Origin of the sequence: Trinickia sp., from assembly GCF_035492435.1 — a bacterium.
Lineage (GTDB): Bacteria > Pseudomonadota > Gammaproteobacteria > Burkholderiales > Burkholderiaceae > Trinickia.
Map to the genome: position 1 here is coordinate 1 of NZ_DATJJF010000198.1, position 12,932 is coordinate 12,932.

General features: G+C 60.8%; 10 protein-coding genes. 4 read left to right on the forward strand and 6 right to left on the reverse strand.

Annotated features, from left to right (window positions below; all coding sequences use genetic code 11):
• Positions 1-41: 41 nt before the first annotated feature.
• On the reverse strand, positions 42-344 hold the full coding sequence (locus VL598_RS14035; protein WP_325327333.1) for a DUF4148 domain-containing protein: 303 nt from the start codon (positions 342-344) through the stop codon (positions 42-44).
• A gap of 221 nt (positions 345-565) precedes the next feature.
• On the opposite strand from VL598_RS14035, the gene VL598_RS14040 reads away from it, so the two are divergent.
• Positions 566-1,933, forward strand: coding sequence for a HAMP domain-containing sensor histidine kinase (locus tag VL598_RS14040; protein WP_325327334.1), 1,368 nt, complete (start codon positions 566-568; stop codon positions 1,931-1,933).
• A gap of 46 nt (positions 1,934-1,979) precedes the next feature.
• Here the strand turns inward: VL598_RS14040 and VL598_RS14045 are convergent, their stop codons facing one another.
• Both VL598_RS14045 and VL598_RS14050 read right to left on the reverse strand, forming a co-directional pair.
• A complete protein-coding gene (locus VL598_RS14045; RefSeq protein WP_414718723.1) occupies positions 1,980-6,407 on the reverse strand; it encodes a DEAD/DEAH box helicase in 4,428 nt (1,475 codons plus the stop codon).
• A 47-nt stretch (positions 6,408-6,454) separates the two neighbouring features.
• Entirely contained in the window at positions 6,455-7,141 is a 687-nt protein-coding gene (locus VL598_RS14050; RefSeq protein WP_325327336.1) for a BPSS1780 family membrane protein, read from the reverse strand.
• A gap of 213 nt (positions 7,142-7,354) precedes the next feature.
• Between VL598_RS14050 and ggt the strand changes: the two genes are divergently transcribed.
• Positions 7,355-9,094 carry a gamma-glutamyltransferase gene (gene ggt, locus VL598_RS14055; protein WP_325327337.1) on the forward strand — a complete coding sequence of 580 codons (1,740 nt, stop codon included), beginning with the start codon at positions 7,355-7,357 and terminating at the stop codon, positions 9,092-9,094.
• Between the two features lie 144 nt (positions 9,095-9,238).
• Here the strand turns inward: ggt and VL598_RS17035 are convergent, their stop codons facing one another.
• Genes VL598_RS17035 through VL598_RS14065 form a run of 3 tightly spaced genes read right to left on the reverse strand, consistent with a single transcriptional unit; the run spans position 9,239 to position 11,822 of the window.
• Complete coding sequence (locus VL598_RS17035) at positions 9,239-9,547, reverse strand: DUF6587 family protein (protein ID WP_414718721.1); 309 nt, start codon at positions 9,545-9,547, stop codon at positions 9,239-9,241.
• On the reverse strand, positions 9,544-11,388 hold the full coding sequence (feoB, locus tag VL598_RS14060) for a ferrous iron transporter B (RefSeq protein WP_325327338.1): 1,845 nt from the start codon (positions 11,386-11,388) through the stop codon (positions 9,544-9,546). Before feoB ends, VL598_RS17035 begins: the two co-directional genes overlap by 4 nt.
• Positions 11,389-11,399: 11 nt before the next feature.
• Positions 11,400-11,822, reverse strand: coding sequence for a FeoA family protein (locus VL598_RS14065; protein WP_325327339.1), 423 nt, complete (start codon positions 11,820-11,822; stop codon positions 11,400-11,402).
• Positions 11,823-11,915: 93 nt separating this feature from the next.
• Between VL598_RS14065 and VL598_RS14070 the strand changes: the two genes are divergently transcribed.
• The gene (locus tag VL598_RS14070; protein ID WP_414718722.1) at positions 11,916-12,422 is read left to right on the forward strand and encodes a DUF72 domain-containing protein; all 507 of its coding nucleotides are present in this window, start codon (positions 11,916-11,918) and stop codon (positions 12,420-12,422) included.
• Positions 12,419-12,932 (forward strand): DinB family protein (locus VL598_RS14075; RefSeq protein ID WP_325327340.1); only part of this gene is annotated, 514 nt, incomplete at its 3' end. The genes VL598_RS14070 and VL598_RS14075, both read left to right, overlap by 4 nt.

A 12,932-nucleotide genomic window follows, 5' to 3' on the forward strand; every position in this document is an offset into this window, starting at 1 on the left:
TTCAGCGTCGTGTTCCGAAGGCCACACGTCAGCAGATTGTTTCAACTTTGCGGAGGGGTTGCCGCCGGGTGCGGCGTACAGTCGCGGGCGTACTCCTTCCACAAGAGCGCTTGCGCTGCGTTGATGTCATCCGGGTAATAGGGATCGTTGCCGAGCGTAGGCTGATAGCCGAAGGCCTCGAGCTCTTTGAGCTCCTGAATGACCTGACGGTGCGTAAGCGGGCCTTGCGTCTTGACGAAAGGATAGTCGTTGCACTGCTGCGGGGTGAGTGTGGGCGCAGCAAGTGCGCTCGCGCTCGCTGCAAGCAGCACGGTAGAGCAAAGTGTGCGTGCACTGAAATTCATGGTTACCTCTTTTGAAATAGTTGCGTGGCGCTCCTTGTAACGATACAGAGCAGGTCTATCGGAATTCGGTAAGTGCGATGAAGCATTTTTCATGCTTCAGATTGGCGCGGCGCGGCCCGCACGGCGATGATGAAAACTTCTTCATAGTGTTGCAGCGGCGGGCGTACGAGTAACCCCGTATCGTCAGGCACCGTTTGGCGTTCAATGAACCACTCCGTCGTATGAGTACCGTGCCGCTTCACAGAATGACATCGCTGCGGTTGCTGCGCGTCTACTTCCTGATATTTACTGTCGCCCTGGTGAGTTTGCTCGCGTTTATCGGCTGGATCTCCCTAGGGGAGATCACACGAGAGACGGACAGCGTATTGAACTGGCAATTACGATATCTGCGGCGCCTGCCCCAAGACGAGCTCGCGGAGACCATTCGGAGACGCACTGCCTACGGTCACCTGCATATCCGCTACTACGGCTTATTCGATCGTGACGGCAAACGTGTTGCAGGGGATATTCTTCATTTGCCCCAACAACTGCCGGACTCGAGCGACGGCGAGACACTCGAGCACACGTTGAAGGTCGACGGCATTGCGCGATCCCCTGTCGTTCGTATCGTTACCGGCCGCTTCGATGACGGTCATACCCTGCTTGTGGGCATCGATATGACGTCCTTACTGACGCTGCGGCGCACCGTCGTCACGATGCTTATCGCAGGTGGTGTGCTGGGACTTGTGTTGAGCGCGGGCGTCGGAATAGTGGTGGGCATCCGGCAGGCGAAACGGATCGAGGCGCTAAGGGAAACGGCAACACGGGTCGCCGCGGGTGACCTGGGTCACCGCTTCAAGGCGAGTGGACGTGACGAGCTCGCGATGCTGATCAATCTCGTCAATCACATGCTTGACGAAGTGGAGCGGCTGATGTCTGAGGTGAAAGGGGCATGCGATGGCATTGCACATGACCTGCGTGCGCCGCTTGCGCGTGTGCACGGGTTGATGAACCACGCCATGGAACGCGCCGATTCGTTAGGGCAGAGTCATCTGCTCGAAATGCTCGTTCAAGCGCGGCGAGAGACGGAGCTCGTGCTCGATCGTTTCGGCGCAATGGTGCGCGTTGCGCAGATCGCAGGCCTTAGGCGTCACGGCGAGTTGGATGTCATCGATCTGCGCGCACTGCTTTTTGAGCTCGGGGAACTGTATGCGCCATTCGCTGAAAGTCTTGGCATGGAGTTGACCATGGGCGGGCACGAACAGGCACTCGTCTCTGCCGATCGTGCGTTGCTGTTCGAGATGCTGGGCAACCTGACATCCCATCTGCTCGACCGCTTGCCACAAGGTGCACGTATCGTGCTGGAGCTGACGATGACCCAGCGTGGGCCGCGGCTCGCCATCGCAGCCGACGGGTGCGAGCCTGAGCAAAGCCGCTCCCCGCATGAGTCTGAGCCCGACGCACAGTCTGACGCGACAACGCAGGACAGCGCAGATACCAATCTCGGCGTGGCTTGGGCGGTCGCAAGTATGCATGGTTTCGGGCTGCACATTGATCCGGCCGCCGCGCGCGTGACGATTGATTGTTGGCCACAGACGTCGCGCTTTTAGGTTGTTCAACCCGTGAGTGTCGCCGGTCGCTTGCCTTCGATGGATTTCAAGCACGCCGCACCAGATGCCGGCGCGCGATATCTCGTTCCTCGGGCGTAAGCTCCGACGCATATTCGAATTTGCCCGATACCAGCTTTGCTATCGGCACGCCGTCGCGAAACACAATGCGATTGCCGGTGAGGGCGGGCACTTTGTCGCCGGGTAGTACGGTACCGACGAGATTGAGCGGATCGGCACCGCTGACGGATACAAGTTCGCCGTTTCGATCGCGCTTTCGAGCCTCGCGCAATAGTGCAATTGCCTCGGGCAGCGCGAACTGCTCGCCCGACAACGTGTTGACGAACCGTCCACCGCGCACTAGCCCGCGCGCTTCGAGCCGCTGCAGCGTGCGCAACACATCGCGCCATGGCGGCAGCCATGATGCCTCGCGTGCGAGCAATTGCCAGCAGACGACGCCATAGCGCCGCAGCAATGTCGTCGCCACATGCTCGAGCAACTCTGGTGCGGTGTGACGGGATTGCCCTGTGGCTTGCGGGCTTGGACTCGCGCGGTCGGCGGCGGGCATGCGTTGCAGACGCGACCAGCGCCCCGCATCGTCCATGCCACCGATGAATGCGCCGATCGAGGTTCTGCGTCCGCCTCGGCGAGGGGCGCCATGCCTCGAGCGCGGTCGCCCTGCTGTCGGCTTTAGCAAAGCGCGCAGCCCGGCAAAGCTGTCCGAATTGACGAGCCCGGCCGCAACCAGCTCACCCAGCGCGGTCTCGAGCTCGATCGGAAGCACACGGATCTCGCGTAGCAGCTCATCGAAGAAGAGGGCGCCGTGACGAGTGAGTGCGTCCAAGGCGTCTCCCGCGTGCGCGCTCAACGTCTCGGCGATCGCCGGTTGCGTCAGCGCATGCCAGAGCGGGAGATTGCTTCGCGCAAGCAGCGCGATTGGCGTGGCGCGTACGGGTGCCCCCGCACAATGGCCGCTACCGGTAAGACGAGCCCATACGATCTTCCCGGAGCGGCAAAGCTCATCGAGCGTCATGCCCGTGTAATCACGAATCCGCAAGGGGAGGATCTCCTCTTCCCAAGCGGCGGCGGGCGCTTCGAACCCTTCCAACTGTGCGATCGTTGCCGCGAGGGCGTCGCGTCCCATGCCGCGCGAATCGGTTGCGGCTCGTTGCCATTCAAAAAGAAACCGCGCGAAGTCGGCACGCTCGACCGGCTCGATCTCGCGACGAAGGCGCCGAATGGTATAGCGATGAATGCGCGCGAGCAAATGGCGTTCGCACCATTCTTCGTGCTGCGCACCGGGCGTGAACCGCCCGCGCATCGCATAGCCCTCGCGCTCGAGCACAACGAGCGCTGCGGCAACCAGCGACGCCTGTAATGCAAGCGGACGTGCGATCGCCGGTACGGTTGCGGGCGGCAGTGCGGTCAAGCGCGCACGCACGAGCTCGATGACAGCAGCCTCGCGCGCCCACTCGGCCTCCTCGCTTTGGGGCGGCTGCAGACGCGGCGCACAGATGGCGTCGGGATAAATGGCACGCAGGCACTCGAGCCGCTCGATAGACACCCACAAGGCATCGTCTTGCGCGATTTGCATGCGCGTCGCTCGCCCGGCATGCGCGAGTGCGTCAAGCCATTGTGACCAGCCGGAGCAAGCATGCGCTTCCTTTTCGCTGATACAGGCGAGCCCCGTCAGCGCGTCGTGCATTTCATCGGCACTGCGTACCTGCGGCCACGCTTCTTCGCGCACGGTTGCGATGGCATCGACATCCAGCGTGCCCAAATCATCGGCCGATTCGGGCTCCCGGAAGCGCCGTGCAAGCACGGCCTGTGTGCGCCGCTCTTCGAGTGGCGCGTCGTCCAGAAATGCATACGGTCGCGCGTTGAGGATCTCTGCCGCGAGCGGCGACGGTGCAGCAAGCTCGCGTGCGACGAGCCGGATGTCACCGCGTTCGATCCTGCGCAGCACGGTGAGCCATCCCTCGCAGTCCATCGCCTCGTGCAGGCAGTCGTCGATCGTTTGCTCGACGAGCGGGTGCCGTGGCACTTCGCGTTCTCCCGCAATGTTCTCGAGGCAGGCGACCTGATCAGGAAAGACGGAGGCGAGCAAGTCCTCGCTCTTCATGCGTTGCAGTTGCGGGGCGGTTTTGCGTCCCCCGACAAAGCGCGGCAATGCGAGCGATGTCGTCGCGTTCCAGCGCCAGCGCACATTGAAAAGCGGCGCGTCGAGCAACGCCTGCACAAGCAGGTGCTCTGCCGTGTTCGAGTGCAGATAACGCCAGACCTCGTCGAGCGCGAAGCTGTGTTGACCGGTGAGCGAGAGCACTATTGCGTCTTCCGTCGCTGCTGCCTGCAGCTCGAAATTGAACGTGCGGCAAAAGCGCTTGCGCAGGGCGAGCCCCCAGGCGCGATTGACCCGGCTGCCGAACGGCGAATGAATCACGAGCTGCATACCGCCCGATTCGTCGAAAAAGCGCTCGATGACGAGCGTGTTCTGGGTCGGTAAGACGGTGAGCGCACTGCGGGCTCGAGAAAGATAGTCGACGATCTGGCGTGCCGCGCCTTCATCGACCGCGAGCTCCGTCACGAGCGCATTGACGACTTGATCGAGCGTGCTTGGATAGGCTGTACTTTGTACATCGCGACGCCGGCTACGATCATCATCATCGGGACTGCCAAGCAATTCGTCGACGCGTGAACGCAAGCGTGAGACGGCCGCTGAAAGCTCGTTGGTTCGCGCGGGTGCTTCGCCGAGCCAGAACGGAATGTTGGGCGCCTCGCCGGCTGCATCGACAACACGCACACGCCCCGCTTCCACGCGGACGATCCGATAGGCGCTGTTGCCGAGCTGAAAGACATCGCCGGCCAAACTTTCGACGGCAAAGTCCTCGTTGACCGTACCAATATGAATACCTTGGGGTTCAAGCAGAACCGCATAGTCGGCATTGTCGGGAATCGTGCCGCCGGACGTCGCGGCTGTGAGCTTGCTGCCTCGGCGGCCACGGAGCGTCCCTTTGACGACATCGCGATGCAGGTATGCGCCGCGCGGCCCGTGGCGGCTCGTATAGCCGGCCGCCAACATGCGCACGACGGCGTCAAATTGTTCGCGAGTGAGCGCGGCGTACGGAGCGGCTTGGCGGAAGCACTCGAAGAGCGCGTTTTCGCTCCATTCTTCGCACGCCACTTCGGCGACGATCTGCTGCGCTAGCACGTCGAGCGGCGCGCGTGGAATGGCGAGTGCATCGAGCTCGCCGCGCCGTGTGCAGTCGATCAGCGCTGCGCATTCGATCAGGTCGTCGCGCGAAGTCGGAAAGAGGCGGCCCTTGGGCACGCCGCCGATATGGTGACCCGAGCGCCCCACACGTTGCAAGAACGCTGCGATTGCGCGAGGCGAGCCGAGTTGGCAGACAAGCTCGACGTCGCCGATGTCGATGCCGAGTTCGAGCGACGCAGTGGCGATGAGCACGCGTAGCGCGCCTCGCTTCAGACGCGCTTCTGCGTCGAGCCTGTGCTCCTTCGCCATGCTGCCATGGTGTGCCGCGACGGCATCCTTGCCGAGCCGTTCGGTCAGGTGACGCGCCGCTCGTTCGGCCATGCGCCGTGTATTGACGAAAACGAGCGTCGTCGAGTGAGCTGAGGCCAACTCGGCAAGGCGATCGTAGACACGCTCCCATACTTCATTGGCCATCACGGCTTCGAGCGGTACGGGCGGAAGATCGAGTGCGAGATCGCGCGCGCGATCGTGCCCCACGTCGACGATTGCACAGGCGCTGTGTCCGAGCGCGCCAACGAGAAAACGGGCCACAGCGTCGATCGGCCTTTGCGTCGCGGAGAGACCGATGCGAGGTAAGCGCCGCTTGCAGAGTGCGTCGAGCCGCTCGAGCGTGAGTGCGAGATGACTGCCGCGTTTGCTGCCTGCCATCGCGTGAATTTCGTCGACGATCACGGTCCGCGTCGTCGAGAGCATACGCCGGCCTGAATCGGATGACAGCAGGACATAAAGCGATTCCGGGGTCGTGACCAGGATATGCGCTGGGCGCTTCTTGATCGCATTGCGTTCTCGCTGAGTCGTGTCGCCGGTTCGCACGGCCGCTCGAATGTCGACGGACGGCAAGCCGTGCCGCGCCAGTTCATCGGCAATACCCACCAGAGGTCGCTCGAGGTTGGCGTGAATGTCGTTGGAAAGCGCTTTGAGCGGCGACACGTAGACGACGAGCGTTTCGTCGGGCAACGCGCCGTCATGAGCGAGACCGTCGCGCACGAGCTCATCGATGGCCCACAGAAAGGCAGTTAACGTCTTGCCGGAGCCCGTCGGCGCGGCGACGAGTGTCGACAGGCCACGGCGAATATGGGGCCACGCACGGCATTGAGCGGGCGTGGGCGCATCGAACGTCGCTCGGAACCAAGCTGCTACGGCGGGGTGAAAATCGGCGAGCGCCGCATTGGAGACGTTGGCGGCGGGCGCGATGGTGGCGTTCATGTTGCCGAGATGGGGGCGTTCCATCGCAGTCTCAAGCCAGTGATTCGTCAGGAAACCTGCATAAAAAGATCGCGCGACGCCGCGTACGTCGACAAGTAGACGAGCGGGGCGATGACAACGAGCGCAATGCCGAGTGTGAAAATCGCCACCAACAGCAGCGCTGCGACGAAAGCGCCATAAACAAGCGTAGGCCACGGATTGCGCCAGACACCAAGCAAGCTCGCCTTCAGGGCCTCAAGGGGTGTCGCGTCTTCCAGCACGATTAGCGCCGGCGCGAACCAGAGCGCCATGGCGCTGCTCAGCGCGACCACGGCATAGAACAGTGCAAGCAGCAAGAGCAAGCCGCTGGATGTGGTGGAGTTTGTGCTGACCAGCGCTTGGAAACGGGTAGAGATCTCCCCGCCCGCGAGATCGAGCACGAGCGTGATGCATAGCGCGGCAAGGCTTACGGCAAAAAGCGGTTGAAACTTGGAACGAACGCCGTGCAAGACGTCACGGATCCGGACGATGCCAGTCGTTGCAGAGGCGTGTGCCGCGGCCGTCATTCCCCCGGCCCAAAAAACCGTGAATACGGAGGCCAAGTCACTGATAACGGGCAGCGTGCTGAGCAATAGTGTGACGGCAACGTCGATGGCACCGAGCATAAGCCATACGGCGGGACGCAGACGGAACAACGTCCAGGCGTATGAGATCCACTGCGATCCGTGTTCAGCGGAAACCTTGCGCATCAGCATGCGGACACTCCATAAAAATCGGATGAGAGCGGGGACCCGCTTGCGCGATTATCCCCGAACGAGCGACTGTGCTGCCGTGGGACGATCTGCTCTGATATGCCCGCACGCATTGAGCACGGAACTCGTACAGTCGTGACTTCTTGCAATTTTGCGAACGGTTGCGACATGGTATAAGCCGATCAGGTACGTTTTTAAAACGACGGAGGGCACGGCATGAGTTCAGCGTTCAGAATAAAGTCAGCCGCGGCGGGATGGGTGATGGCGGCTCTCGCGGCAACGTCGGTCGGCTTTCTGGAGAGTATGCCGGCGCTGGCGAAGACCAACGCGGCGAAACCTGTATTGACGGCATCGGCGTTGGCGGTTGCGGACGAGTACAGCGCACAAGCGGCCGAGCGGATCTTCAAGGAAGGCGGCAATGCCGTGGATGCCGCTGTCGCCATTGCGTTCACGCTTGCGGTTACGTACCCCGAAGCCGGTAATCTCGGCGGAGGCGGCTTCATGACGCTGTACGTAGACGGTAAGCCTTACTTTCTAGACTATCGCGAGCGTGCACCGCTCGCCGCGACGAAGGACATGTTCCTCGACAAGGAGGGCAATGTCATCAAGGGCATGAGTCTTATCGGTTACCGTGCTGTGGGTGTGCCCGGAACTGTGGCGGGGATGTGGGAAGCACAGCGCCGCTTTGGCCGGCTGACATGGAAGCAGGTGCTCGAGCCTGCTATTCATTATGCGAGCGATGGTTTCGAGGTCGATGATCAATTGCAGCAACGCCGCGACAACGCGGCCAAGGACTTCGGCGACAAAACGAATTTCAGTCAATACTTCGGCGGCCTCAATGCGGGTGTGACGTTCAAGCAGCCCGAGTTGGCAGCCACACTCACGCGCATTGCTGCCAACGGTTCGAAGGAGTTTTACAACGGCGAGACAGCCGACCTGATTGCGGCATCGATGAAGACAGGCGGCGGGTTGATTACCAAGCGCGATCTGCAGGAGTATCGTGCGGTGTGGCGTCAACCGGTGCTGGCCGACTGGAACGGTTATCGCGTCATCACGGCTCCGCCGCCCAGCTCGGGCGGGATCGGTCTCGTGCAGCTGCTGAAAATGAGGGCCGATCTGAGCAGTGACTTCGCGGGTGTGGCGCTGAATTCCGCCGAGTACATTCACCTCATTGCCGAAATCGAAAAGCGCGTGTTCGCCGACCGTGCGCAATATCTCGGGGATCCGGATTTTTACAACGTGCCGGTCGCGCAGTTGACCGCCGATGCTTATCTCGCCAAGCGCGCCGCAGAAATCGATCCGGACAAACCTTCAGACACTAAGTCGGTGCAGCCTGGACAGCCTGGACTGAGCACGCGCATGCCGGAAAAAGTCGAAACGACGCATTTCTCCGTGATCGACAAGTGGGGCAACGCCGTTTCGAATACCTACACGATCAACGGCTATTTTGGAGCGGGCGTCGTGGCCGAAGGTACCGGGATTCTGCTGAACGACGAAATGGACGACTTCTCGGCGAAACCCGGCGTAGCGAACATGTTCGGAGTGGTGGGCAGCGACGCGAATGCCATCGAACCGAACAAACGCCCGCTGTCATCGATGACACCAACGATCCTGACGAAGGACGGCAAAGTTGCCCTGGTCATCGGTACGCCGGGCGGCTCTCGCATCTTCACCTCGATCTTCCAGGTGATCAGCAACGTCTACGACTTCAAGATGCCTTTGCCCGATGCTGTGGCGGCCATGCGTTTTCATCATCAATTGCTGCCGCCCAACACGATCTTTTGGGAACCGTATAAACCCATCGATGGCTCGTTGGCTCAGCAGTTGGAGGCGATGGGGTACGTGTTGCAGAAGCAAGGCTTCAACGGCGACATTCAGGCGATCAAGGTCAACGGCAACGTGCCTGAACCGGTGTCTGATCCGCGAGGCCGTGGTGTGACGAAAATCGTGCAGTAGGCCTTGCCGGCCGAGAAGCGAGCGGGCTTCATGCTGCCCTCGTTTATCGGCCGGCGAGCCGTATGGCCGCAACGCGGCGGATACGCTCTGAAATCGTGCAAATTAGCCGTTGACCCGACCGCCCGTTTTGCCGATGGCGCACAGTCACGTACGCGATGGCTTCTTGGAAAAGGTCAGGGGCTGCTCGCTCGCGTTGTGGTGAGCCGAGGTAGCACTGCCGCAGCTCTTGCAACTCCCGCATCCGCTGCCACAATCGCCGCTCGCTTCGCGAGGCTTCAATGCGCGCCCCAGCCGCTGCATGTTCGGGGAGCGCCGCGGGCTCGAAAGCATGGCGGACAACATCGCTTGCGAGCGTATCGCAAGCCCCGGTGCCAACTTACGGAACATGTAGGCGATGCTTGCCGCGACCGCCACGCAAACGAGCGCGTATTGTGTCCAGAGACCGGTACTCAACTGAATAACCTCGCGATCTGATAAGTCAGCGCAGACGCCACATAGGCGACCACAAACATGTAGCCGAACGCGATGACGACGTTGCGGCGGGAACCGGTTTCGCGACGAATAACAGCAAGCGTCGACATACACTGCGGCGCGAACGCGAACCAGACGAGCATCGATAACGCACTCGCAAGCGAAAAATTCGCGACGAGCGCATGGCCGAGACCCACTGTGTCGGCATCACTACCCACCGCATAGACCGTGGCGAGCGTCGCCACTGCGGTTTCGCGTGCTGCAAACGCTGGGATCAGCGAGAGGCTGATCTGCCAGTTGAAACCGAGCGGCGCAAAGAGGTGCTGAAGGCCACGGCCGAGGTAACCGGCAATGCTGTAATCGATCGCGGGCCCCGTGGCACCGGCAGGCGGAGACGGAAATGTGGAGATAAACCACATCAGCACGGTGAGCGCGAGAATCACGCCGGTGAGACGCTTAAGAAATATGGAGCTGCGTTCCAAGAGGCCGATCACAAGGTCACGAGCCTTCGGCAAACGGTACGACGGCAATTCCATCAGCAGTGCGTGCTCCTGCGCATCGGATCGGCGCAGTCGCTTCATCGTCCATCCCACCGCCATTGCGCCAATGATCCCCGCTGCATAGAGCGCGAAGAGGACCAAACCCTGCAAATTGAAGATGCCAAAGAGCTGCCGATGGGGAATGAACGCACTGATCAACAAGGCGTAAACCGGCAGCCGGGCCGAGCACGTCATGAGAGGCGCGACGAGGATCGTGGCGAGCCGGTCGCGGGGATCGGTGATGCTACGCGTGCCGATGATGCCCGGTATGGCACACGCGAAACTTGAGAGCAACGGGATAAACGAACGTCCGGTCAGGCCGACCGCCAACATCATGCGATCGAGCAGGAATGCAGCGCGTGGCAGATACCCGGATTCTTCGAGCACAAGGATGAAGAAAAATAGCACGATGATCTCAGGCAGGAACCCGAGCACGGTGCCGAGCCCGCTGAGCAGGCCATCTGCTACGAAACCCCGTAGCGGCCCGTCCGGCAGCCAAGTGGCCGTTTGGGTGCCGAGCCACGTAAATCCGTCGCCTATCGAATCGGTCATGGGCTTGCCGAGCGAATAGACTGCCTGGAAGACAAAAAACATGACGATCGCGAGAATCACGGGCCCGAAGAAGGGATGAAGCGCCCACCGGTCTATCGCATCGTCGCGCGCGTCCGTCGCTCGCGGCATCGTGACCGTGGCGGCGAGCAGCGATCGGACTTCGGCGTGCAGATCAACTTCATCAGACGAAATCGCCGTACGCGCGTGGGCCCCCTCGACGTTGCGTTCGTCAATGAGGCTGATCAGCGCGCGAGCGCCGCCACGACGTACAGCGATCGTCTCCACAATCGGGATGCCGAGTTTTTGCTGCAGCTGCGCGACATCGATGGCGATACCGCGCCGCCGGGCTTCGTCCATCATGTTGAGTGCCAACACGACGGGCCGCCCCAATCGTTGCACTTCGAGGACGAAGCGCAAATGCAGGCGCAGATTCGTCGCATCCGCCACGCAGACGATCAAGTCAGGCTTGGCTTCGCCGGGATGCTCGCCGAGCAGGATCTCGCGCGTAATACGTTCATCGGGACTCAACGATTCGAAGCTGTATGCCCCGGGCAGATCGAGCACGTGGATGAGCCGCCCGGACGGCGCGTTGAACCGTCCCTCCTTGCGCTCGACTGTAACACCTGCGTAGTTGGCTACCTTTTGCCGGCCGCCTGTCAGTAAATTGAAAAGTGCGGTTTTCCCGCAGTTGGGATTGCCGACGAGGGCAATACGCAAAGAGGAGTCGCTCATAAGATCTGTCGTTATTCTTCTTTTTGCCGAACGCTTACACGGTTCGCTTCCGAACGCCGCAGCGCGAATCGGGTCGAGCCGATCTGGACGAGTAGAGGATCGGCGCCCCACGGGCCGTGCGCGACGACGCGTAACGGCTCACCGGGCACGAATCCTAGATCGCGCAGACGACGTGCGATGGGGTCCGCCGCGTGCATGTCGTCGACATTTTCGACGACGGCTGTAATCCCTTTACCTAGATCGGACAGGCGCATCAGCTTTCGGTTGAAAGATAAATGAGAATGGTTCGCATTATAAATCCGTTTAACGCACAATGCACGAAAAAGTGGAACAACGCGAGCGTCTAGTTGATCGTCGTTAGACCTGCGCCCTTCGGGGGCAGCGCTTTCAGGATAGGAATCGACGAGGGTGCGTGTGAGCAGGTGCGGTGTCATGAGTGCTTTGTGTGGCGCGGTTTGAACCAGCCGCCGGGAACAAGGCTTGCTGCAAGCCGCAGTCACAGCGGAACACTGAACGTAAAGCGAGCGATGGCAATCCGAATTGGCATTTCAGGCTGGCGCTACGAGGGCTGGCACGGTGTGTTCTATCCGAGTGAACTGCGTCAGGCGAGCGAACTCGCCTTTGCTTCGCGGGCTGTCGATACGATTGAGATCAATGGTTCATATTCGCTGCAAACGATCGACGGTGAGCAATCGCGCCACGACGAGACGCCTGAGCGTTTCATCTTCGGCGTCAAAGGGCCGCGCTATTTGACGCATAAGCTGTGCTTTCGCGACGAGATGGCGAGAGCTGACATTGCGAACTTATTCGCGTCGGACGCAAAGCTTGAGCCCTTTCTTTGGCAGTTTCCGCCAAATTTCCGCTTTGACACGACACGTTTGGAACGCTTTTTGGCATGGTTGCCCCAAACTATCAGGGACACTGTGGGAAAACGCGACGTCTTCTGCTACGACCAGGAAGTGGAAGCCCGGTTCGATGCCCAGCGCCTCAAGCGTTGGGTGACCGAGGCCACTACGATAGGAGCAAGCCGATGAGCCACATCGCGCACGAACTGCAGCGAGCGTTTCGTGAAGTACGGTCCTACAGCCTTGAACTTGCCGAACCGCTTTCTCCTGAAGACCAGCAAGCTCAGTCGATGACCGATGCAAGTCCGACGAAGTGGCATTTGGCACATACGACATGGTTTTTCGAAACGGTGCTATTGCAGCGGCATTCGCCAGGCTATAGGTACTTTAACGACGATTACCCGTTTCTCTTTAATTCGTACTACGAAGCACTTGGCCCACGCCATGAGCGCGCGCAGCGCGGGTTGCTGACCCGCCCGACACTCGAGGAGGTGTACGCGTACCGGCGATATATCGACGAAGCCGTGCTTGCATTCATTGACATGGCGGACGCACAGACGCTTGACCAGATTGCGCCGATCGTGACGTTGGGCCTTCATCACGAGCAACAGCATCAAGAGCTGATCCTGACGGACATCCTCCATGCGTTCTCGTGCAATCCGCTGATGCCGGCATATCGGCGAGTTCAAGCGCAGCCAA

What these genes read in the sequence shown, in the direction of transcription:
- VL598_RS14035 (WP_325327333.1), bottom strand. Translation starts at nt 344, where the DNA reads ATGAATTTCAGTGCACGCACACTTTGCTCTACCGTGCTGCTTGCAGCG.
- VL598_RS14040 (WP_325327334.1), top strand. Translation starts at nt 566, where the DNA reads ATGAGTACCGTGCCGCTTCACAGAATGACATCGCTGCGGTTGCTGCGC.
- VL598_RS14045 (WP_414718723.1), bottom strand. Translation starts at nt 6,407, where the DNA reads ATGAACGCCACCATCGCGCCCGCCGCCAACGTCTCCAATGCGGCGCTC.
- VL598_RS14050 (WP_325327336.1), bottom strand. Translation starts at nt 7,141, where the DNA reads ATGCTGATGCGCAAGGTTTCCGCTGAACACGGATCGCAGTGGATCTCA.
- ggt (WP_325327337.1), top strand. Translation starts at nt 7,355, where the DNA reads ATGAGTTCAGCGTTCAGAATAAAGTCAGCCGCGGCGGGATGGGTGATG.
- feoB (WP_325327338.1), bottom strand. Translation starts at nt 11,388, where the DNA reads ATGAGCGACTCCTCTTTGCGTATTGCCCTCGTCGGCAATCCCAACTGC.
- VL598_RS14065 (WP_325327339.1), bottom strand. Translation starts at nt 11,822, where the DNA reads ATGACACCGCACCTGCTCACACGCACCCTCGTCGATTCCTATCCTGAA.
- VL598_RS14070 (WP_414718722.1), top strand. Translation starts at nt 11,916, where the DNA reads ATGGCAATCCGAATTGGCATTTCAGGCTGGCGCTACGAGGGCTGGCAC.